This is a genomic window from Gracilibacillus orientalis (assembly GCF_900114645.1).
Taxonomy (GTDB): Bacteria; Bacillota; Bacilli; order Bacillales; family Amphibacillaceae; genus Gracilibacillus; species Gracilibacillus orientalis.
Genome location: NZ_FOTR01000004.1, coordinates 232,469 through 253,431, shown reverse-complemented (window position 1 = coordinate 253,431; position 20,963 = coordinate 232,469). Strand labels below are relative to the sequence as shown.

Annotated in this window: 25 protein-coding genes and 1 riboswitch; of the genes, 2 read left to right on the top strand and 23 right to left on the bottom strand. The window is 35.6% G+C overall.

Features of this window, described 5'->3' with window-relative positions; all coding sequences use genetic code 11:
• Window positions 1-94 precede the first annotated feature (94 nt).
• The gene (locus BM121_RS09615) at window positions 95-316 is read left to right on the top strand and encodes a ferredoxin (protein WP_091483421.1); all 222 of its coding nucleotides are present in this window, start codon (window positions 95-97) and stop codon (window positions 314-316) included.
• A gap of 736 nt (window positions 317-1,052) precedes the next feature.
• Here BM121_RS09615 and BM121_RS09610 read toward each other — a convergent pair.
• From BM121_RS09610 to BM121_RS09545, 14 genes are all read right to left on the bottom strand, one after another.
• Window positions 1,053-2,207, bottom strand: coding sequence for a GerMN domain-containing protein (locus BM121_RS09610; protein WP_091483420.1), 1,155 nt, complete (start codon window positions 2,205-2,207; stop codon window positions 1,053-1,055).
• A complete protein-coding gene (locus BM121_RS09605; RefSeq protein WP_091483419.1) occupies window positions 2,194-2,739 on the bottom strand; it encodes a sigma-70 family RNA polymerase sigma factor in 546 nt (181 codons plus the stop codon). Before BM121_RS09605 ends, BM121_RS09610 begins: the two co-directional genes overlap by 14 nt.
• 120 nt (window positions 2,740-2,859) lie before the next feature.
• On the bottom strand, window positions 2,860-3,354 hold the full coding sequence (locus tag BM121_RS09600; protein WP_091483418.1) for an ECF transporter S component: 495 nt from the start codon (window positions 3,352-3,354) through the stop codon (window positions 2,860-2,862).
• A gap of 4 nt (window positions 3,355-3,358) precedes the next feature.
• Window positions 3,359-3,733, bottom strand: a complete 375-nt coding sequence (locus tag BM121_RS09595; protein ID WP_175495380.1) for a DUF4430 domain-containing protein — start codon at window positions 3,731-3,733, stop codon at window positions 3,359-3,361.
• Between the two features lie 95 nt (window positions 3,734-3,828).
• Window positions 3,829-4,012: riboswitch (cobalamin riboswitch) on the bottom strand.
• Window positions 4,013-4,014: 2 nt separating this feature from the next.
• On the bottom strand, window positions 4,015-4,734 hold the full coding sequence (locus tag BM121_RS09590) for a response regulator transcription factor (protein WP_091483416.1): 720 nt from the start codon (window positions 4,732-4,734) through the stop codon (window positions 4,015-4,017).
• Window positions 4,735-4,814: 80 nt separating this feature from the next.
• Window positions 4,815-6,002, bottom strand: coding sequence for a c-type cytochrome biogenesis protein CcsB (gene ccsB, locus BM121_RS09585; protein WP_091483415.1), 1,188 nt, complete (start codon window positions 6,000-6,002; stop codon window positions 4,815-4,817).
• A gap of 39 nt (window positions 6,003-6,041) precedes the next feature.
• Entirely contained in the window at window positions 6,042-7,664 is a 1,623-nt protein-coding gene (locus BM121_RS09580; protein ID WP_091483414.1) for a cytochrome c biogenesis protein, read from the bottom strand.
• A 9-nt stretch (window positions 7,665-7,673) separates the two neighbouring features.
• Window positions 7,674-8,264: a thiol-disulfide oxidoreductase ResA gene (resA, locus tag BM121_RS09575; RefSeq protein ID WP_091483413.1), complete on the bottom strand. Its 591-nt coding sequence runs from the start codon at window positions 8,262-8,264 to the stop codon at window positions 7,674-7,676.
• A 66-nt stretch (window positions 8,265-8,330) separates the two neighbouring features.
• Window positions 8,331-9,047, bottom strand: coding sequence for a pseudouridine synthase (locus BM121_RS09570; RefSeq protein WP_091483412.1), 717 nt, complete (start codon window positions 9,045-9,047; stop codon window positions 8,331-8,333).
• 332 nt (window positions 9,048-9,379) lie between these two features.
• Window positions 9,380-9,913: a spore maturation protein gene (locus BM121_RS09565; protein WP_091483411.1), complete on the bottom strand. Its 534-nt coding sequence runs from the start codon at window positions 9,911-9,913 to the stop codon at window positions 9,380-9,382.
• Window positions 9,914-9,950: 37 nt separating this feature from the next.
• Window positions 9,951-10,529 carry a nucleoside recognition domain-containing protein gene (locus BM121_RS09560; RefSeq protein WP_091483410.1) on the bottom strand — a complete coding sequence of 193 codons (579 nt, stop codon included), beginning with the start codon at window positions 10,527-10,529 and terminating at the stop codon, window positions 9,951-9,953.
• The gene (locus tag BM121_RS09555) at window positions 10,522-11,625 is read right to left on the bottom strand and encodes a D-alanyl-D-alanine carboxypeptidase family protein (protein ID WP_091483409.1); all 1,104 of its coding nucleotides are present in this window, start codon (window positions 11,623-11,625) and stop codon (window positions 10,522-10,524) included. Before BM121_RS09555 ends, BM121_RS09560 begins: the two co-directional genes overlap by 8 nt.
• 107 nt (window positions 11,626-11,732) lie before the next feature.
• Window positions 11,733-12,314, bottom strand: a complete 582-nt coding sequence (scpB, locus tag BM121_RS09550) for an SMC-Scp complex subunit ScpB (protein WP_091483408.1) — start codon at window positions 12,312-12,314, stop codon at window positions 11,733-11,735.
• Window positions 12,315-12,335: 21 nt separating this feature from the next.
• On the bottom strand, window positions 12,336-13,064 hold the full coding sequence (locus tag BM121_RS09545; RefSeq protein WP_091483407.1) for a segregation/condensation protein A: 729 nt from the start codon (window positions 13,062-13,064) through the stop codon (window positions 12,336-12,338).
• Between the two features lie 139 nt (window positions 13,065-13,203).
• Here BM121_RS09545 and BM121_RS09540 point away from each other — a divergent pair, with 139 nt between their 5' ends.
• Window positions 13,204-13,287, top strand: coding sequence for a YjcZ family sporulation protein (locus tag BM121_RS09540; RefSeq protein ID WP_100360315.1), 84 nt, complete (start codon window positions 13,204-13,206; stop codon window positions 13,285-13,287).
• 123 nt (window positions 13,288-13,410) lie between these two features.
• On the opposite strand, the gene BM121_RS09535 is transcribed toward BM121_RS09540, so the two are convergent.
• The 9 genes from BM121_RS09535 to spoIIAA all read right to left on the bottom strand — a co-directional run bounded on the left by BM121_RS09535 (window position 13,411) and on the right by spoIIAA (window position 20,963).
• Window positions 13,411-13,776, bottom strand: a complete 366-nt coding sequence (locus tag BM121_RS09535) for a GNAT family N-acetyltransferase (protein ID WP_091483405.1) — start codon at window positions 13,774-13,776, stop codon at window positions 13,411-13,413.
• A gap of 292 nt (window positions 13,777-14,068) precedes the next feature.
• Complete coding sequence (locus BM121_RS09530) at window positions 14,069-14,503, bottom strand: peptidylprolyl isomerase (protein ID WP_091483404.1); 435 nt, start codon at window positions 14,501-14,503, stop codon at window positions 14,069-14,071.
• 10 nt (window positions 14,504-14,513) lie between these two features.
• Window positions 14,514-15,812 carry a diaminopimelate decarboxylase gene (lysA, locus tag BM121_RS09525; RefSeq protein ID WP_091483403.1) on the bottom strand — a complete coding sequence of 433 codons (1,299 nt, stop codon included), beginning with the start codon at window positions 15,810-15,812 and terminating at the stop codon, window positions 14,514-14,516.
• A gap of 182 nt (window positions 15,813-15,994) precedes the next feature.
• Window positions 15,995-17,464 (bottom strand): spore germination protein, encoded by a 1,470-nt coding sequence (locus BM121_RS09520; protein WP_091483575.1) that lies wholly within the window; start codon window positions 17,462-17,464, stop codon window positions 15,995-15,997.
• A gap of 201 nt (window positions 17,465-17,665) precedes the next feature.
• Entirely contained in the window at window positions 17,666-18,100 is a 435-nt protein-coding gene (locus tag BM121_RS09515) for a stage V sporulation protein AB (RefSeq protein WP_091483402.1), read from the bottom strand.
• Window positions 18,090-18,707, bottom strand: a complete 618-nt coding sequence (locus BM121_RS09510) for a stage V sporulation protein AA (protein ID WP_091483401.1) — start codon at window positions 18,705-18,707, stop codon at window positions 18,090-18,092. Before BM121_RS09510 ends, BM121_RS09515 begins: the two co-directional genes overlap by 11 nt.
• Window positions 18,708-19,416: 709 nt before the next feature.
• Complete coding sequence (gene sigF / locus BM121_RS09505; protein WP_425432228.1) at window positions 19,417-20,163, bottom strand: RNA polymerase sporulation sigma factor SigF; 747 nt, start codon at window positions 20,161-20,163, stop codon at window positions 19,417-19,419.
• A 9-nt stretch (window positions 20,164-20,172) separates the two neighbouring features.
• Window positions 20,173-20,613 carry an anti-sigma F factor gene (gene spoIIAB / locus BM121_RS09500; RefSeq protein ID WP_091483400.1) on the bottom strand — a complete coding sequence of 147 codons (441 nt, stop codon included), beginning with the start codon at window positions 20,611-20,613 and terminating at the stop codon, window positions 20,173-20,175.
• Complete coding sequence (spoIIAA, locus tag BM121_RS09495; RefSeq protein ID WP_091483399.1) at window positions 20,610-20,963, bottom strand: anti-sigma F factor antagonist; 354 nt, start codon at window positions 20,961-20,963, stop codon at window positions 20,610-20,612. The genes spoIIAB and spoIIAA overlap by 4 nt, the downstream gene beginning before the upstream one ends.

Genomic DNA, 20,963 nt, shown 5'->3' with positions numbered 1-20,963 from the left:
TATTGTGAGATTTGAATACAACATCATTGTAACTTACTAAAGTATTTGATAATCTAATAGCTAGAATATAAGAAAGAAAAGGAAGTGGCGATTAATGCCATATTATACGTGGATAGATAAAGAAACATGTATTGCATGCGGGGTATGTGGTGCAATCGCTCCTGATTTATTCGATTATGACGACGAAGGAGTAGCATACAGCCATCTCGATAATAATAAAGGAGAGACAATAGTACCATCTGATGTAGAAGAAGATCTTTTAGATGCACACGAAAGCTGTCCCACAGAATCAGTAAAAATATATCAGAAAGAATAGGGAGTGTTACTACCCTATTCTTTATTTTTTCTAAAAGGACAAAACGTTCACAAAAAACATAAACTGCGAAGTAATACTTTTATAGATTTGCTAGAGGTGAGTGATATCCATTCGCTCCGGCAGAACACTGCGCTTTCCATGGGCACGGCCTTAGCCTCCTCGGAAAGCAAAAGTCGCTTTCCTGCGGGGTCTTCGGCTCGTGCTGTTCCCATAGGAGTCTCCGTATTCTGCCTGCGCTATTTTTGTTCTCTGATTATAGAAAGAAATGAACTCATGGAACTAAACTTTTCTGTTTTATTACAGTGCTAATCGGTTGTGAATGCCTCTTAGCATAGCCGTACCCTCTTATGCTACAAATGTGGGAGAAATCGACTGATTGATTTCGGATTAGTGTTGTGGAGCATATCTTAACGAAGGCCGCCCACTTCCACTCCTGTGGGACCTGTTTGACCTGAAGATCCACTTTTACGAGCGGTTTTTACTCGAAAAAGTTAGCTGAAGGGAAAACCCCACGGAAAGGGAAGCGGGCAGCCGGAGTGGTAGTTATCATCACGATATATTTCAAAATTATGTCTTAGATTACCGCACATCTAATTACTGCACTACTTAGAACAAACAAAACTTTCATTACTTCACAGTTTATATCTAGTGCGAATAAGGGGTCAGATCGGTTATTTTCGGTAGCTTTTTACAGTCTTTAATAGGCGCTCGGTTCTGGAAAGTATCCTTTATTACTTCATTGAATAACATTAATTTGATCGGTTGTTTGAATTGGTTGAGATAAATCATATTTACCAATTTGATCCATACCGATACTAAAAAGCACTTCCTGATATCCATAAGTAGATGCAGTAGCTAATATCGCTTCAATCATTTGAACGGTACTTTGATTTTCTCCAATTTGGTCAGATGACAGTGAAACAAATACTTGGTCAGCAGTCTGATCCTTTGTATCAATCACCGTATCTTCAGGTATAGAAGGCCTCACATTGAATTCAGGTTCAGCTATTTTCATTTCTTCTAAGGCAACAGTTAATGTCTTAAATGTACCATCGTTTTTTGCAGCAAACCAATCTAAACCAGTATTATATTGATATATTTTATAAGGTACTTGTTCTATTGGGCTTAGTGGATAAAGATTATTGCTCATATCTACTTCATTTAAAATTGGATCGCGATTCTCAAACTGAATCTCCTCAACCCCTAATGGTTGAAACATAAACGTTATTATCTTATCAAAATTGCTACTATTACTTCCGCTTTGCTGCAATTCAAAGGAATCTGTGAATGTTGCACGTACCTGTTTATCATCTCTTTCAAAATGCATATCACTAATACCGATATCGTACAAGCCATTTTCTTCTAAATTGATATACTCGCTAATATGACTATAAGAAAAATTATTGTTCAAAATGGTAACAGGAACAATGTGTTGTGCTTGTTCTGTCAAAAATGCCATATAACTGGCGGATTGCGTATCATCCGTATCAAGTAGATAACGATATGCAGTGTCATGCATTTCGTTTTCATTAAAACTTTCTGCTTCTTCCATTACATCAGCTTCTTCTGAAGTAGCTATTTCATCATTACTATTATCAAATTTTTCTGAAGAATCCATACTTGATTCATCTGCCAGTTCGGAAGTTGATTGATCATAATTCTTCGAAAAATCTTGCCCCTGTATAATTACGAAAATTAACAATGCTGCACAAACAGTAGCAATCATCGGAATCCAAACAAAGGACCGTTTCTTCCGAGTAGCTTCCTCATCTGGATATATTTTTAATTCAATTTGTTTATAAATCTCTTCTTTAGAACGTTTATCTTCCATTTTAGGTAATTTTCGTAGTTGTTCTTTTAGCTGTTCTTCATTTGGTTTATGATTCTTCATGATAGCCTTCCTCCTCTCTATACGAGGTCATCATACATTGTTGCAGGGCTTTTAGCGCACGATGCTGAGTAGTTTTTACTTTGCTGGTCGACCAATCTAAGATTTCTGCCGTATCATTTATATTAAAGTCTTGCATAAAACGTAAAATAATGACTTGTTTTTGATCATTGGTGCAATACTCCATACATTGATATATCTGTTTCATTTGGTCATCTAACATAACATATTCTTCTGGCTCTTGATAATCAGATTTAAGTTGCTCTCCTTCTTCACCCCAATTAAAAAATTCTAAGAATTTAGTTCTTTTTCTTTTTAATTTCCGAAAATAATCAAACGTTACATGTCTTGCGATCGAAAAAAGCCACGTCTTTTCCGAACTTTCACCTTTAAAATTCTGATACGAACTTAATACCTTTATATAGACTTCTTGAACGATATCTTCTGTTTGTTGTTTATCCTTTATCATATAAAATATAAATTGAAATAAATCCTGATGATATTTGTAATATAGTTCCTCAAAAGTGGTCTTCATCTCAAGACCCCCTCACCTTATACTATTTGTCGAAATTTTTATCAAAACGTTACAAATCAGTTTGAAATTATGTATACAAAACTAAAATACCACAGTAATCAATACTGTGGTAGTAATTTATCAAAATAATCGTTGAGTATGCCGGAATACTCTAACTAATACTGGATATAAAAGGATCATAAAAACAACATTCCCTATGGCATGCGCAATATCAAATGTGATGCCGGCTAGATAATACACGACGAAATTTCCAGAAAATGTAAATGTACCCAGATTAACAATCAACCCATAAATAAATGCTGCAAAAAATGAAAAAATAGTTAATAGTAACATTTGCTTTTGTCTAGTATATTTGCCTATAATTCCAGCAGTAAGTCCTATTACTGCCCATCCCGTCATTTGCCAAATAGTCCAAATTCCCATACCTAAAAAGAGATTTGTAATGTATGTCGTGATGACGGCAATACATATAGCTGGTAAAACACCTAGCATAGCACCGGTAATAATGATAATTGCAGTTACAGGTTGTATATTTGGTATAAATTGAAAAGTGATTCTTCCTATAACACAAACAGCTGCTAATAATGATATAAGTGTTAGTTTATAGGTGTTCAACGTATCACTCTACTTCGTGAAGATCAAATGTAATATGATCTTCATCCTCTACTTGATAATCTGCAATTCCCTCATTTACTATTTCACCATTTGCTTCATATGTCCAGAAGATGTTCTCTTCAGTGTCCTGTTGATAATCTTCTATGGCAGTAAGAAAGCCATCATCAGATACTTCCACTTCATAATTGTCTTCTAAGATAGTTTGTAAAGTTGTTCCCGATTGTACAGTAAAATCTTCATCGCTGATCGTTGTATCGGATGTTTGATCCGTAATAGTTAATGAGATGGATACTTCCTCATCCGATGTAGTTGAATTTCCACAAGCAGTCATTACTATCGCTAAAATAGTAATAATAATTAATTGTTTCATATGTTTCATATTTTCATTCTCCTCAATTTTATAATCGTTGAGGATAAAAGCTATGTTAAAGTATGTATATGATACTACACTCCACATGCTTAATTCCTCGAAGCATGAATAGATGTTTAATGGCAGGTCTCCTGACTATGTGTATTGTTCTACTCTAGCGTCTTCCCATACATAAATTTACCGTACAGTGACATATTAGCTATTTCGTTACACTTACAGTTGCGAGGACAGTTCTGGATTTACACCAAATTCCCTATTAAGCATTACACCACTAAACAATCAATATTCTATTAGTTTTGTGTTACTTCAAATTTATATCCGACACCCCATACCGTTACGATCATTTTCGCCGCATCTGTTGAAACCTTACTTAGTTTTTCTCTTAACCGTTTCACATGCGTATCCACTGTTCGTAAATCACCAAAAAACTCATATTTCCATACCTCTTTAAGTAATTCTTCCCTTTCAAAAACTTTATCAGGTGTTTTAGTTAGAAATAAAAGCAGCTCGTATTCTTTTGGTGTTAAATTAACTTCCTTATTATCTGCTAGAACACGATGTGCATCATTATCAATTAAGAGGTGTGGAAATTCAATCAAATCTTTCGACCGGTTTGATGTATTTATAGCATTAGAACTAGTGGATCTTCTCAATAATGCTTTGACCCTTAACACCACTTCACGTGGACTAAATGGTTTCACAATGTAATCATCAGTCCCGGCTTCAAAGCCATGAATTCGACTTAACTCTTCACCTTTAGCTGTGAGCATAATAACGGGTGTCGTCTTTTTGGTTCTCAGTTCTTTACATACCTCTAAGCCATCTTTCCCAGGCATCATAAGATCCAGTAAAATCACTTCGTAATCTTCAGTCAAAGCTAACTTTAGGGCTTGTTCTCCGTCTTCCGCTTCATCGATCTCAAAACCTTCACGTTCAAGATACATTTTTAATAGACGGCGAATTCTATCTTCATCATCCACAACAAGAATTTTCTTCGTTTCCTGTTCCATCATTCTCCCCCCTATCTCTTCATAGTATATAGGCAAAAAGCACAAGAGACAAATATCACTTGTACTTTCAGCAAATACTTTTATGCATACGAATGTAAACCGGCTAATACTAGGTTAACAACTATCAGATTAAACATAATGATAGCAAATCCAATCGCAGCTAACCATGCTGATTTCTCACCATGCCACCCTCGTGATAAACGAAGGTGTAAGAAAATAGCATAGAAAAAGAAAGTAATAAGTGCCCATACTTCTTTTGGATCCCAACCCCAGTATCTGTTCCATGCTTCTTGTGCCCAAATCGCTGCAAAAATTAATCCGCCTAAGGTGAATACTGGAAATCCAATGGCAACTGCTCGGTAACAAGCTTCATCCAATAATTCGGGGTTTGCTTTTTTAAGTAAAGGTTGGATGGCCGCAGCTATTCTTTTTCTTAAACTGATTCTCAAGATCAAATATAATAATAAACCAGCAGTTAAAGACCATACTAGTGTATTCAATTTACGAGGCGCTTCTGCACCATGCATCCATCCTGGTGTAGTAAAAACAGCATCCATCTTATCGTCTGTTACCAGTTCCCCGTTCTCTGGCCCAAACCATGCTGGCAACTGATATTCCAACGTCATTTCTTCTTCATCAACGGCATAAGAAAATGTTGCATTATAATCCATTGATGAAAAAATCGTCGTAATAATCACAAATCCTAATGTTGCACAAATAGCATACATAATGATTTCCAGCCAAGTAGTTTTCACAGTAGTCTTGGATTGGTTAATTTGATGGATTAAATAGATAATACCAGCAACAAAACTAACTGCTAGAATCGCCTCACCTAACGCAACCGTTGTAACATGAATGTACAACCAATGACTTTTCAATGAAGGGACCAGTGGTGAGACTTCCTTTGGATACATACTTGCATAACCAATAATTAATAATGCTACAGGTAAGGCGAATAAACCCAATAATTCAATACGATATATAAAATATAGAATAGTAAACGCCAATACAAGCATCATGCCGAAAAATGTAACAAACTCAAACATGTTACTAACTGGTGCATGTCCACTTGCCATCCATCTAGTAATAAAGTAACCGACTTGTGCAATAAAACCTAATATAGTGGTGGAAATTGCTATTTTGTTCATCAATGTGAACTGCTTCTCTTGCTGTTTGTCTTTAATTGTAGCAGCAAAAAAGACAAATGCGATTAAGTAAATCACAAAAGCAGTATACAACAAGCCACTACTTAAAGATAATAAATCCATATACTTTCTCCTCCTTGCATCACCACAAACGGTAACGAGTTACGTATCATTATTCTTTTCCTGATCTTGCACCATGGTAAAAGATGTCCCATCTATAACTTTCTCCAATTCTTTTGTTAAACCATACCAATTTTTGTTCGTATGACAAGCTATATATATTCTATCTTCCCCTTGATGAATCCAAACCCTTCGATGCTGCCAATACATCCCTTGTATGACTCCTATCATGAAAATAAATGCACCTAATCCGATAATAGGAAGAGTCAGATCTTTCCTAACTGTTAACCCGCTGACATCACGAACACCAAAGTCAGTTAAGCTAAGCTTGTACTGATTATCACCTGAAGGTATATTTTGACCAATTGCCAAAAAGCTTGCTTCACGTTCTTCGATATCAGGACCATGTACAAAAAAGACAAACCCTGGATTTCGGGGATAATTAGATATCGACCTTGGTTGGCCATTATCTAACTCATATTCCGGATAAAATCTATTTAGTTCAACACGGTAGCCATTATCAAATTCATATTCACTCTCTGGATCAGTTAAATCGACTGTAAACTCCGCAATAGCTGCTTCCTCTTCATCATCTGCCTCATGTAATTTAAAGGACATCGTCTGAAACTCATTTAATTGATAACTATCTTGGTAAAGTGCTAAATCATTTATTTTTAATGCTTCGTTTACAATGATTTCTCCACTATTGATTTCTTTTAATTCTGGCTCAGATCCTATCACATCTTTTGATACATCCTCATAAATAATGGCGCTAGTTTCAAAATGCTTCGGCACAGGTCCACTTGTATTTTGTAAAGCTGCTTCAAAGATAGCATCTTCATCATCATTACCATATGTCTCAAAAATAAATTCTTCGTTTTTTATGTAATACTGTTGATTAGTACTTGGTATAACTGCTGTCTCGCCTTCTCTTACCCACACAAAGTCATCAACATACATAAAAGGTATGAAGCGAAACAATGTTCCTAATAAAAAGATAATAAGTCCTAAATGATTCACATATGGACCCCAGCGAGAAAATCTACCTTTTTCCGCAAGAAAGTGTCCGTCGTTTTCTGTTATCTTATATCGATGCTTTTTTAATTTGTTTATAAAATCAGTTTTATCTTCTTCATTATAGTCCTTATATTCTCCAAACAATTTCTGCCTTTTTAGAAAATTAGGATGTCGTTTAATTGCTTGATTTTTTAATGCTTTATATAATGGCACTCCTCTGTCGATACTTACGATAAAAATAGAAATACCGATCAAGGCTATCAATACCATATACCACCAGGAGTTGTATAAGTTATGAAAACCTAATTGATAAAAAATTTGACCTGATAATCCATATTGATCCCGATAATGTAAAGCAGGATCAATATTTTGCGGAATATACATTTTCTGAGGATATATCGTTCCTAGAGCAGAGGCAATCAAAGCAATGGCAATTAATGATACGCCTACTTTAATTGACGAAAAGAAATTCCATATTTTATCTACTATCGAACGATTTTTCGTTTTCGACCGAATCGCACTTCCATCATATCGCATATTTAATAATGTACCTTGTTGGTCATAATCTAACGGCTTTCCACATTTTTCGCAAATGGTAGTTCCTTCTTTATTCTGATGACCGCATGTACTACATTTTATTATGCTCATTGAAACCCCTCACGTTTCCTTTGGTACAATCTGTTGTAAATAACCTTCTAATCGTTCAAGTGAAAGTTCACCTAATACTCGTTCTACCACTACACCATTCTCGTCAATGAAGTAAGTAGTAGGTAATGGTCGTATACCATAAGCATCCAACACTTGACTATCTTTATCATGAAGTACTGGGAATGACAAGTCATAATGGTCTACAAACTTATCGATTACTAATTCTGTAGCATCCACACTGACAGCGACAATTTCTACTCCTTGCTCTTGATATTTCGGATATAATTTCTCCATATAAGGCATTTCTCTTTCACAAGGTTCACAATAGGTAGCCCAGAAATTTAACATAACACCTTTACCCTCAAGATCAGAAAGCTGTAATGTTGATTTTTTCGCATCTTCATTGTTTGCAACGCGTTTTAGTTGAAAATCTTTTGCTTTATCGCCTATATCAAGCGTTGCTTCTTCTTCAGCGATTAGATTCGAAACAACTGCAAACAATAAAGCTCCGAAAAGTACTACTAATATGGAAGATCGAAAAATAAAGCGATTTCTCTTCTTTATTTGTTTTTTTTGTTTCGCTTGTTCAATCTTTTTCATTGATCCCACTCCCTTCGATCATTGTACCATTTACGATGATCAAAAATTGTGACAGTTATTTAACAATTACTTAGCCAATTTCTTTAACTCGGCAACTTCTTGTGGTGTGAGTTCTCGATGTTCACCAGCATTTAAACTGTCTAATGTTAAGAAACCAAACTGTTCTCGTTTTAGTTTCCGAACCGGAGTTCCGATCGCTTCAAACATTCTTCTTATTTGTCGGTTTTTACCTTGATGTAAAACGATTTTAATGATCGCCGTATTTTTCTTGTGCTCAGTTGACATTACCTTTACTTGTTTTGCTTTTAGTATATCTCCTTCAGAACGAATTCCCTTCTTAAATAATTGTAATTTTTCTTTAGAAGGTATACCATCTGTTTTTACGATATATTCTTTATTAATCTGATGACTCGGGTGTAATAATAAATTTGTAAAATCGCCATCATTGGTCATAATTAATATGCCTGACGTATCATAATCCAGTCTACCCACAGGATAAAGCCTTTCTTCATATTCTTCAAAATAATCAGTCACCGTCTTCCGATGTTTATCGTCGGATACACTAGTAATCACACCACGTGGTTTATAGAAAAGAAAATATAATAATTTCTCCTTTTCAATTGGGACTCCCTCTACTTTCACTTCATCTTGATCCGTTACTTTTGATCCTAATTCTGTTACTACTTTGCCGTTTACTTCTATAAGGCCATCAACAATCATTTTCTCTGCTTTTCTTCTAGAAGTGATGCCACTTTTGGCAATTACTTTCTGCAATCGTTCCATATTATGCTCACACTTTCTTTCAGGATTTATGTTACCATTGTTAACCGTGTCACTTATTTCGTATACAAGAAAAGCGCAAAGCGCTTGATTAAAACAAGAGCGACTGGAGCGAATCAACTGAGATAAAGGAATCACGGTGAGTTTACGAACCGATGATGACTTTCACCTAAAGGCATAAGGGCGACTAAGCCTCTAGTTTCACCAATCGGCAAGTCTTCTTTATCGTAGGCTGATTCGTGAAGTCGCCTAGTTTTTGGCGCTTGGAGCTAGACATCTCTGTTTATACTTTCTTACATTACATGAAAAACAGTAGCGCTTTAAACCGAGCGCTACTACAAGAACAACCACGAAACAATTATTACTGAAACTATTATACCAATAAAATCCGCAATCAGTCCAACTTTTAAAGCATTTCCCATTTTTTTAATACCAACTGCACCAAAATAGACCGTTAATATATAGAGAGTAGTATCCGTACTTCCTTGCATAGTAGATGCCAGTCTACCTAAAAATGAATCAGGTCCATAGGTTTTGATAATTTCAGTTGTTACACTTAAAGCGGCTGTTCCAGAAATGGGACGTAATATTGCTAATGGTGCAATTTCCGCCGGTATCCCAACCTTTGATAAGATAGGTTGTAATAAGCTGATAAAAGCATCTAATGCTCCTGAACTTCTAAGTATAGCAATTGCAACTAACATTCCTAATAAAAAAGGAAGAAGAGAAATCGACATTTTCAAGCCTTCTTTCCCACCTTCCACAAACACCTCGTATGCTGGAACTTTTTTAATAATGGCCACAATTAAAATCATCATTATAGTCACTGGAACTAACCAGATACTTATGACCGTCATCCATTCGACCATGTTTAGACTCCCTTCCTTAAAACCGCAACCGTGACGTTCAATTTTGTCGCGATTTTTGCATAATACGATCTATCGTTATCGCTGAAACACTTGTAATAAAAGTTGCCAAAATCGTACTCGCTACTATTTCAGTCGGCGCAGCTGAACTATACTCCATACGAATGGCAATTACTGTTGTTGGTACCAGTGTAAGACTGGAAGTATTAATGACTAGAAATGTAATCATGGAATTGCTTGCATGATCAGATTTACTGATTTTTTTCATCTCTTCCATTGCTTTAATGCCCATTGGAGTAGCTGCATTTCCTAATCCGAATAAATTAGCAGAAAAGTTGGCGAGGATATATCCCATTGCAGGATGGCCATCTGGAATTCCGGGAAATAATCGTCTCACAACCGGTCTGCATAGTTTCGCAAATCCTCTCAGTATACCTGCCTGCTCAGCAACTCTCATCATACCCAGCCAAAAAACTAATACACTTGCTAAGCTGATCACCAACGTAACAGCATCACTTGCTCCTTCAAACAAAGCCTCATTTACTTGTTCCATCGTTCCATTAAACATCGCATAAATAATACCAATGATCGCCATTAATGCCCATATCACATTAATCACTATTATCACCAAACCATCGTTTCAATTGTTCTCGAAATGAAGCCCAGAACGTATTATCTTCCTCTTCTTCGGGAGAGGAGAGGTAAAGTGATGTAGCCGTAATTGCCTCATCATTTAGATAGAAAACTCTCTTTCCAATCTTGTCAAAATCTGAAGGCGTGCGACTAACATAATTTTTATAGCTAATATTGCTCTTTTCGTTTTCTGCTAAAGGGTAATAGATAGGTTCTTGTATTTCTGCTGTAATTGTATCTTTCTTATTTGTTTGTAATGTCATGGTGGATCTATCTTGTAATTTTCGTAAGGGAAACTTTTCAAATCCCCATTCAAATAAATGCATATGATCTTGCCAATCACTTGGAGCGTTTAACGTCACCACTATTAAAGTTTGTCCATTTTTTTCAGCTGTAGATACAAGTGTTCTTCCAGCAGCTCTTGTATAACCGGTTTTTCCACCATTACTGTACTCATATAATTGAGTGAGCAATTTATTTTTATTTATCCAGGCATAATCTCGGGCAGAAGATTGATAAGATGAAGTACCTGAAATATCTCTAAAAATAGAATTATCCATAGCGTATTTAGTTAAAAGTGCCATGTCATATGCTGTTGAGTAATGGTTTTCAGAGTCAAGTCCATGAGGGTTATCAAAATGGCTATTGGTCATACCGATCCACCTGGCTTTTTCATTCATTAAGTATGCAAAGCCTTCTTGACTGCCACCAACATGCTCACTAATAGCTACTGCTGCGTCATTACCTGACCTTAACATGAGACCATAGACAAGGTCCTCTAATCTGATTTTATCATCCTTTTTTAAATAAATAGATGAACCTTCTGTTGATACTGCATTATCAGAAATAGTGACATTTTCGTCTAATTTATCCGACTCAATCGCTATAATCGCTGTCATTATTTTGGTTATACTTGCAATGAGCGTTGGATTATCCGCATTTTTTTCATATAGCACTCTTCCAGTCTCTTGATCCATCAAAATAGCACTTTCTGCTGAAACCTCTACCGTTGCTTTTACATTCGGTTGCGGTAATAATACAAATATTAATATAAAAGCAATACTATAAATAATCGGTCGCATGACACACCTCATCTCACTTTGCAAATACGTTTGTACCATTCTATGCAGACAAGCAGTGCATATGACTAGAAAACAAACAAAACCCTGTAACTTTGGTAAGCACAGGGTTAGTCGTTCATATTTTGCAGCCGATCGAAGAATAGGTCTGCTTCTTGTTCTATATCTATTTCATTAATATCTTCAGGTAATGGTGGTAAATCGTCAATAGAACTTAATCCGAAATAAGTTAAAAATCCGATAGTCGATCCAAACAATATCGGCCTCCCTATTCCTTCTTTACGACCGACTTCCTCAATTAACGCTCTGGAGATAAGGGTTTGTAATGGACGTTCACTTTTAACTCCCCGGATCTGCTCAATTTCCGTTCTAGTGATCGGTTGCAAATAGGCAATAATCGCTAGTGTTTCTAATGCTGCTTGTGATAACTTAGCTTGAACTTTAGTTTCTTTCAATTTTGTAAAATATTCACTATGCTCTGGCTTTGTAGTCAGAAAAAGTACTTGTTGTGATTCCATCAACATAATACCTCGTTTAGCATGTTCATATTCAAACTTTAACTCATTGATTAAGTGGTCAGCCATGTCTTTATCTAAGTCTAACACTTTTCGCATTTCTTTCTTATGTATGCCTTCGTCTCCTGCAGCGAATATTAAACCTTCCATAATCGCCTTAATATCATTTATATCCAACTTGGTAACCTCCATCAATCATTAAGACTGGTAACGATATACGATCAATTCATCCAACTGTTTTTCCTGTTTGCAATTTATCTTTTTTTGTTTCATTAATTCCAATATCGCAATAAAAGTTGAAACAATATACGTTCTTGTTTTGCTTGGGAAAAGTTGATAAAAAGAAATGGGATGTTCGAATTGATTTACTTTTTCCATGATTTCATCCATCCGTTGATCAATCGGGATTTCTTGACGTTGAACCGAAGTCTCCATTGGTCGATTCCATTTTTGCCTTTCTAGCACTTTCCCAATTGCTTCCATCATGTCATATATATTAGCAGCACCTTCTGGTAATTGATATGATTCTTCTTTCCCCAGTTGAAGTGGTGGTCTTGTATGCACTTGGCTTTGTTCCACTTCTCTTTCTTTAAGATGTTCCGCAGCTTCTTTATACTTTCGATATTCAACAAGACGGCGCATTAACTCTTCACGCGGATCCTCTTCATATTCTTCTTCAATTTCAACAGTGGGGTTTGGTAATAATAGCTTACTTTTGATTTCCAGTAATGTTGCTGCCATCACTAAGTACTCACTTGCAATATTAAGTTCCAATTGTTGCATCGTATGAATATAAGCCATATATTGTACAGTTATCTCTTTGACCGGAATATCATAAATATCAATTTCGTATTTATTGATTAGGTGTAATAATAAATCTAAAGGACCTTCAAACGTCTCTAATTTAACGTGATAATGGTCGGGCATATGAATACCTCCAACACTAAAATAACAAATTTATAGGCTATTTATTATAAACGCCTATACCATATAAATAAAAATGCATACATTAATCTCGAGAGATCAATTTTATAATTGATTAATTAAATCTTTAGGAGGTTTGAAAATGGGATACTCTTACGGCGGCGGTTTTGCTTTAATCGTTGTGTTGTTCATTCTTTTAATCATTGTTGGTGCAGCTTGGTGCTAATATAAAGTTTACCATAGCTTATCGTCATTTTCGGCGATAAGCTTTTCCATAGGTTAAAAGAATAACTTTCATTATGTAAAAGAACCTTTGCTACTTCATGATTAGCAAAGGTTCTTTACGATTTCATTCATCCGTATTTGCATTGCATTTTTGTAGAAATTTTTCAGTCTGTTTATTAGCAAGCACTTCATAAGTTGCACCATAATGTTTTTTTAAAGCATTGACCATTTTCTTTCCTATTCCCAAGTTACGATGGGACGGATTAACAGTTATATGCTGAACAACAGCAGTTTCAGATTCCTTATCCAGATATACTCCAATAGCCCCTAGGACATCTTCTTCTTCTTTCCAAAGAAACAATTGCCAAACATCATTTGTTTCGTATTCTTTAATTGTATCCTGAAGCTTTGATACTTCTTTTTCTTCGGGCATAAAGGAAAGTAATCCCATTGCTATTTTTTCAAATCTTTTTTTAAAGCGAATTAACATATTGAACCCCTCATTATTCATAACAATTCGTATATGGATATGTTATGTTTTCATACAAAAGTCGTTACTATTAATCATTTCCAATTACTAGGAAGAAAATACAATTCCAAACCAATAATAACAACCCCATATAATACTTAAAATTAATAAAACTAGAAAAAGTATACCATTTTTTTTACGCATATCTATCGTTCCTTCGAGTTCATAGAATATGAGCTTTCCTTCACTTACAATATTATATTCCTATTTGGATGTCAATCTTTATCTAATTATGGCAACTGCAGATTCTATTTTACACTTCTGACACTTGTACATTTTTCATGGCATCTCCTGGACGGATACGAAGCACCGTATCCATACCTTCAGTTACTTGGCCAAATACAGTATGAACACCATCAAGGTGTGGTTGTGGTTCATGCACTAAGAAAAATTGACTGCCACCAGTATCTTTACCAGCATGTGCCATCGATAATGAACCTGCTACGTGCTTATGCGGGTTACCTTCTGTTTCACATTTTATTGTATATCCAGGTCCTCCAGTTCCAGTACCTGTCGGATCACCGCCTTGGGCAACAAATCCTGGAATCACACGATGAAATATAACTCCATCATAAAACTTATCATTTGCTAATTTCTCAAAATTCGCCACCGTATTTGGCGCCGCTTCTTCAAATAACTCCATAACGATTCGTTCTCCATTTTCAAATTCTATTACTGCTTGTTTCATGTTTATCCTCCTATTCATATGACAAGTCATTTTGGATCATATCTTTAAATGACTCCCGTTTAATAACTAATTTATCTTGACCATCTTCAACAAAAACTACAGCTGCTTTAGGAAAACGATTATAATGATTAGACATCGAGTACCCGTAAGCGCCTGTTGAGAATACAGCTACAATATCATCCTGGTTGACTTTTGGTAATTCTATATCCCAAATCAGCATATCACCAGACTCACAACATTTACCTGCAAGCGATATTTCTTCTTTTTCCTTTCCATTGACATTATTTGCAATAACAGCGTCATATTTTGCATTATAAAGTGCTGGACGCAAATTATCCGTCATTCCACCGTCAACTGACACATACTTTCTAACATTTGGTATTTCCTTCACAGAACCTATTGAATACAACGTTAATCCTGCATCTCCCACAATTGAACGACCAGGTTCTATCCAAATTTCAGGTAATACCATCCCATTTTCTTTCACTTGCTGGTCGATTTTATCAATTAAAGCTTGAACATAAGTTGAAAGTGGTAAAGGTTCATCTTCATCTGTGTACCGAATACCAAATCCACCGCCAACATTTAATACTTCTGATTCGTATTCATAGCGGTCTGCCCAATCTTTCAATACTTGAAAAACTCTTTCAATCGCCATTGTAAAACCATCTGTTTCAAATATTTGCGAACCAATATGGCAATGTAGCCCTTTTACATGAATCTCATCGAATTTCATTAATTTCTGTAAAGCTTCCTCAGCTTGCCCATTAGTTAAATCAAAACCGAATTTAGAATCTTCATTACCTGTTAAAATGTAATCATGTGTATGTGCTTCAATTCCTGGAGTTACTCTTATTAAAACATCCATCTCTTTTTCTTGTTCTTTTAATACCTGTGCTAATAAATCAATTTCATGAAAATTATCCACGACAATACAACCAATGTTATGTTCTACGGCCATAGAAATTTCATCAAGGCTTTTATTGTTTCCATGCATATGAATTTTCTCAACAGGAAAATCAGCTTGTAAAGCTGTATATAACTCTCCTTGTGAAACAATATCTAAGCTTAAATTCTCTTGTTTAGCAATTTGTATCATTGCTATCGAAGAAAATGCTTTACTCGCATAAGCCACCTGTGCTGGTACACCGTGTTCTTTAAATGTATCAACAAACGCTTGCGCATTTTCACGAATCTTATGGACATCATAAACGAATAATGGAGTGCCATATTTATTAGTTAAATCAAGCGCATCCAAGCCACCAATTGTTAAATGACCCTCCCCATTAACTCCAAACGGATGTAACATCTTATTGAACCCTCGCCTTCTCTTGCTACTACCTGTATTCTTCAAATAAAAATCCCTTATCCCCATCTTTTTAACATAGACAGGTAGACAAGGGATAAAAGAATTCCCATTTCTACAAATTCTAACAAAGTATAAAGTTAATTTATCACAGGCTTATCCCCAGTTCAAGTGTTTACTCTAATTTATGCCTGACTACGATTATTTTTAGGTCTTACAATACTAGGTCTTGTCTTTGACAACGGCATCGACACGCGGAATAAAATTTGCCATAGAGCTTTGTCGTTAAATGGTATCAATGGCCACAAATATGGAGTTTGCATCGACCTAGTAGATATCAATATCAAGAGAATAATTGTGATTCCGATGATGAGCCCTTTCACCTGGAAAGCAAAGGTCAAAATAATTAAAATAATTCTTGCCATTTTATTCGCTACGCTTAATTCATAACTTGGTGTTGCAAATGTCCCAACTGCACTAATCGCGACATATAAAATTACTTCTGCACTAAATAACCCTACCTCTATCGCTATTTCCCCGATTAACACTGCAGCAATCAACCCCATCGCAGTTGATAAAGGAGTTGGTGTATGAATGGCAGCCATCCGTAAAAATTCGATACCGATATCTGCCAATAGGATTTGAACAACAATTGGTACATTCCCTGTTTCATTAGGACCAATAAACTGTAAATTTTCAGGTAATAGGGATGGGTCTATTACCAGTAACAACCAAATTGGCAATAAAAATAGGGAAGCAAAAATCCCGACAAACCTGACCCAACGGACAAACGTACCTACCGCTGGTGATTCACGATATTCTTCTGCGTGTTGCACATGGTGAAAATAAGTGGTTGGCATAATAATCATACTTGGGGAGGTGTCAACCATAATTAATATGTGACCTTCCAGTAAATGTGTCGAAGCAACATCTGGTCTCTCCGTATACCTTACAAGTGGGTAAGGGTTAAATCCCTGTTGAACTAAATATTCTTCAATCGTTTTATCTGCCATAGAAAGTCCATCTACTTCAATTTGATTTAATTCATCTTTAATTAAATCTAAAAGTCCTTTATCTGCTACATCCTGTAAATAGGAAATACAAATATCTGTTTTAGAACGTTCACCAACTTGAATCATTTCGTGACGTAACCGTTCATCTCTTATACGTCTTCTTGTCAGAGCCGTATTCTCAATAATATTTTCCGTATAACCATCTCTTGAACCCCTTATGACTTTCTCTGTATCAGGTTCTTCAGGCGCTCTACCTGGATAATTACGAACATCAATGATAAAGCATTCTTCTTGACCATCTACAAAAATAATGAGTAGTCCAGATAACATTTGATCAACAGCTTCATCCATTGTTTTTGCCTTTTCAACCTGTTGGTGAACTATGCGGTTATTCAGTACTTCATATATGTCACTATCCCTATTCTCTTCATCATTGATTGAAATTATTTTTTTCATAACTTCAATCACAAAATCTGTATCGACTAATCCAGTCACATAATATAATTGGATTTTTTTCTTTAAAATTATTAATTCACGGAATCCAACATCAAAAGATACATCGATACCTAGCCTAGTTTTCATATATTCTTGATTTTTCATGATTAAACGATTGACGGGAATTTTATTTTTCTTTTTTTTCATGATTATCGCATTGGACGCCCGTGAGCAAAATGTGTCTGATACCATATAAAAATAAATGAAAGTGAAATATTTCATTTCTATAGTATCAGAAACAGTCCAATGCTCCTCCTTTCATCGTATCATTTAAGTAGAACCAAAGAGAGAAAACTATTGAATGTGAAAGGCGCTCTTTGTTCTGACTGTTCTTTGATTACTTAATCTTTATAAAATATCTACAAAGATGATCCAATGAAATAATGACCCGGCAATTTTACCAATCACTATTGCCATTAATAACCAAAGTAGTTCTTTATCAATTCCTAATCTTTTCATTAAAATTGGAAAAACATTTAATACTTCTGTTAATGCAGCAGCTAACATTCCAATAAAGATACCGTGAAATAACCCCCAAAATCCTAAAATTAAAACCGGAATGTTTAGTGTCCATTCTGTGAAAGTTAGATATGTTCCGAGCATGGCACCTATAATAACGCTTGCCTGATAATTATTCATCCATCCAATGGATTTACTTAACTGAACTAATCTCGGGATGATTCCTAATACAGTTAAAAAAGCTACAAAGCCCGCTCCTACCATTAACCCTGACCCAAAGCCTATTGCAATCTCCGCTAGTATATAGACTATTTCACGAGTCATCACGTTTATTTAGTACATTCTCATGATAAATTAAATAGTGATCAAGGTCCTGCTGATAGTTAAACATTTCAACTTCTAACGGACTTGGTTCTTCATTAAAACGCTTTTTGAAAATATGGTTAAAAAACAGAATCATCCCTAAGCCTAAACCGATTGAATAGGGGATTTGAATCCAAAGCGGTTTATCCTTTTGTTCACCTGTTAATAAGAAGTACAATCCTTGATGGACCTCTTCCATACTGACATCATAATGGAAATTCATGATCGCCATTGCTGATCCGATGCAGAGAAGCATCCAAATGAAGAGAATTAAGAAGAAATTAGCTTTTTTATCATTTTTCTTAATCTCCACAATTACCTGATTCGCTCCTAATAATTCGACAGAAAGGAATGGATATGCCTCTACTAGCGTATCTAATAATTGGAAGCCGTCAATAACAGAAACATTATTATCTTTCTCAGTAATTTGATAAATCTTTAATGTTTCCAATTGTTCCAAATAATCAATATTACCAGTGACAAAAGCAACGTCTTTTAATATTAATAAATGTTGTTTGTCCACTGCGATCTTCTTTTTAAGTTGAATATAAACCTTTTCTTCCTGCACATTACATCATCCTTTTAATATTAGCTTGTGAGGAAATAGTGTGTGCTTAGTATAAGTTGATTTTATATATGTATTCATATCGGTATGGAAAACCATACGAACCCTATCCCTACCCACTCCACTTATTAAGTAGTAGATACAAACTGTGCAGTAACTTATTGCGTAGATTTGCTCTTCCACCTTTTTGATGGTGAGTGCTGGGAATCGCTTCGGCAGAATACTTCGCTTTCACCCGAGGGCACAAGTGCGACATCTGTTCAACCAAGTTTTCACAGTGTCTTCTATGCCACTGGGCACGGCCTTAGTACGTTTTCTTGCGGGGTCTTCAGACTGTTCCTTTCCCACAGGAGTCTCGCATTTTTCCGCAGCCTAGAGTAGTTTTTTAATGAAGTCAGAAGAAATCCTAAAGGTGTATATTCCATGGATGTTATCCTTTCAATCATCAGTAAATCCTTACCAGCGTAGGCAGAATACGTAGACTCCTGTGGGAACTCACGCGGGGCTGAAGAACCACTTGGTAAAGTGATTTTCTTTACCAAGTTAGCTGAAGCCGTGCCCACGGAAAGCGAAGTATTCTGCCGCAGCGGTGGCATAACAATCTTTACAAGAAAGAAGGGAAGGAAGCAAATCCTTTATAGAGTTACTGCGCAGTTCATGGTTTTCGTGAACTTTTTTTTCATAAAAAAAAAGACTATCCCTTTGGATAATCCTAATAAACAATCTCTTCTTTTATTTTCTCTAATATTTTCTTTTCTATACGAGAAACCTGGACTTGTGAAATTCCTAGCCTGTTAGCAACCTCTGTTTGTGTTTTATCTTTGTAATACCTTAAGTAAACAATTAATCGTTCTCTTTCATCCAAGTCCTTAATAACTTGTTCCATTGATAACTTATCAAACCAATTATCATTGACGTCTGCAATCTGATCCAGTAATGTAATGGGATCACCGTCATTTTCATACACTGTTTCATGTATGGACTGTGGTTTTTTCGTCGCTTCCTGGGCATGGATGATATCTTCAGGCGTAAGATCTAGCTTATCTGCAATCTCTTGTACTGTCGGCGCTCGGGCTAGTTCTTTTGTTAATTCATCTGTCATCCTTCTAATTTTATTACCAATTTCCTTTAAGGAACGACTAACCTTTACTGTACCATCATCTCGTATAAATCGTTGTATTTCACCGATAATCATCGGTACAGCATAAGTGGAAAATTTCACGTCGTATTCCAAATCGAACTTGTCAATAGACTTTAATAACCCAATGCAACCTATTTGAAATAAATCATCTTGATCATAGCCCCTATTGAGAAAACGTTGTACAACAGACCAGACTAGACGAATATTTTTTTCTACCAATATTGCTCTTGCATCTTCATCTCCTTGTTGACTTAACTGAATATACCTCTTTACATCTTTATCATCTAAAGGCGACGTATTAGACATTTGTGTTTTCATAGCCATCACCTAATTACACATGGTTTTGCTAGTTTGAAAATCTTTTGTCATTTTAACCTTAGTGCCTTCTCCTGGATGTGAACTAATTTCGACTTTATCCATGAAATTTTCCATAATGGTAAATCCCATTCCTGACCGTTCCAGTTCAGGTTTAGATGTATAAAGCGGTTCTTTTGCTAAATCAATATTATCGATGCCTATCCCATCATCCTCGATTAAAATTGATAATGTTTGATCAGTTAAGCTACAAGTGATATAGATGTATTGATTTGAATCCTCTTCATAACCATGAATAACAGCATTGGTTACTGCTTCAGAAACAACTGTTTTAATTTCTGTTAATTCATCCATATTTGGATCAATCTGAGATACAAATGCTGCAACTGAAACCCTGGCGAACGCCTCATTTTCACTAACACTTCTGAATTTTAATTCCATTGCATTATTCATGAAGCCACCCCCAAACTGGAAAGAGCAAAATCTTCATTTGACTCTAGCCTAACAATCTTGAATAAACCTGACATATTAAATAACCTTTTTACAGCTGGAGTGACAGAGCAGACAATCATTTCTCCACCTAATTGTTTAACTTCCTTGTATCGGCCCAATACTACCCCTAACCCTGAACTGTCCATAAAATGTAAGGCATCGAGATTTAAAATGACATGTTTAATCCCCTCTTGATGCAGGTGATCTTGCCATTCTATTTTTAATCGACCTGCAGAATGATGATCTAATTCACCATCCAATCGGACGATTAATACATCTTCGACTACAGTAAATTGTGACTGTAATTGCAT

Excerpts from the sequence above, each read along its gene's own strand:
- BM121_RS09545 (WP_091483407.1), bottom strand. The coding sequence starts at position 13,064 with ATGCCCGACCATTATCACGTTAAATTAGAGACGTTTGAAGGTCCTTTA.
- BM121_RS09515 (WP_091483402.1), bottom strand. The coding sequence starts at position 18,100 with ATGACTCGTGAAATAGTCTATATACTAGCGGAGATTGCAATAGGCTTT.
- BM121_RS09610 (WP_091483420.1), bottom strand. The coding sequence starts at position 2,207 with ATGAAGAATCATAAACCAAATGAAGAACAGCTAAAAGAACAACTACGA.
- sigF (WP_425432228.1), bottom strand. The coding sequence starts at position 20,163 with ATGAAAACACAAATGTCTAATACGTCGCCTTTAGATGATAAAGATGTA.
- BM121_RS09555 (WP_091483409.1), bottom strand. The coding sequence starts at position 11,625 with ATGCGACCGATTATTTATAGTATTGCTTTTATATTAATATTTGTATTA.
- spoIIAA (WP_091483399.1), bottom strand. The coding sequence starts at position 20,963 with ATGCAATTACAGTCACAATTTACTGTAGTCGAAGATGTATTAATCGTC.
- BM121_RS09520 (WP_091483575.1), bottom strand. The coding sequence starts at position 17,464 with ATGAAAAAAAAGAAAAATAAAATTCCCGTCAATCGTTTAATCATGAAA.
- spoIIAB (WP_091483400.1), bottom strand. The coding sequence starts at position 20,613 with ATGAATAATGCAATGGAATTAAAATTCAGAAGTGTTAGTGAAAATGAG.
- BM121_RS09580 (WP_091483414.1), bottom strand. The coding sequence starts at position 7,664 with ATGAGCATAATAAAATGTAGTACATGCGGTCATCAGAATAAAGAAGGA.
- BM121_RS09605 (WP_091483419.1), bottom strand. The coding sequence starts at position 2,739 with ATGAAGACCACTTTTGAGGAACTATATTACAAATATCATCAGGATTTA.
- BM121_RS09540 (WP_100360315.1), top strand. The coding sequence starts at position 13,204 with ATGGGATACTCTTACGGCGGCGGTTTTGCTTTAATCGTTGTGTTGTTC.
- lysA (WP_091483403.1), bottom strand. The coding sequence starts at position 15,812 with ATGTTACATCCGTTTGGAGTTAATGGGGAGGGTCATTTAACAATTGGT.
- BM121_RS09565 (WP_091483411.1), bottom strand. The coding sequence starts at position 9,913 with ATGGTCGAATGGATGACGGTCATAAGTATCTGGTTAGTTCCAGTGACT.
- BM121_RS09570 (WP_091483412.1), bottom strand. The coding sequence starts at position 9,047 with ATGGAACGATTGCAGAAAGTAATTGCCAAAAGTGGCATCACTTCTAGA.
- BM121_RS09595 (WP_175495380.1), bottom strand. The coding sequence starts at position 3,733 with ATGAAACATATGAAACAATTAATTATTATTACTATTTTAGCGATAGTA.
- BM121_RS09535 (WP_091483405.1), bottom strand. The coding sequence starts at position 13,776 with ATGTTAATTCGCTTTAAAAAAAGATTTGAAAAAATAGCAATGGGATTA.
- ccsB (WP_091483415.1), bottom strand. The coding sequence starts at position 6,002 with ATGGATTTATTATCTTTAAGTAGTGGCTTGTTGTATACTGCTTTTGTG.
- BM121_RS09530 (WP_091483404.1), bottom strand. The coding sequence starts at position 14,503 with ATGAAACAAGCAGTAATAGAATTTGAAAATGGAGAACGAATCGTTATG.
- resA (WP_091483413.1), bottom strand. The coding sequence starts at position 8,264 with ATGAAAAAGATTGAACAAGCGAAACAAAAAAAACAAATAAAGAAGAGA.
- BM121_RS09615 (WP_091483421.1), top strand. The coding sequence starts at position 95 with ATGCCATATTATACGTGGATAGATAAAGAAACATGTATTGCATGCGGG.
- BM121_RS09590 (WP_091483416.1), bottom strand. The coding sequence starts at position 4,734 with ATGGAACAGGAAACGAAGAAAATTCTTGTTGTGGATGATGAAGATAGA.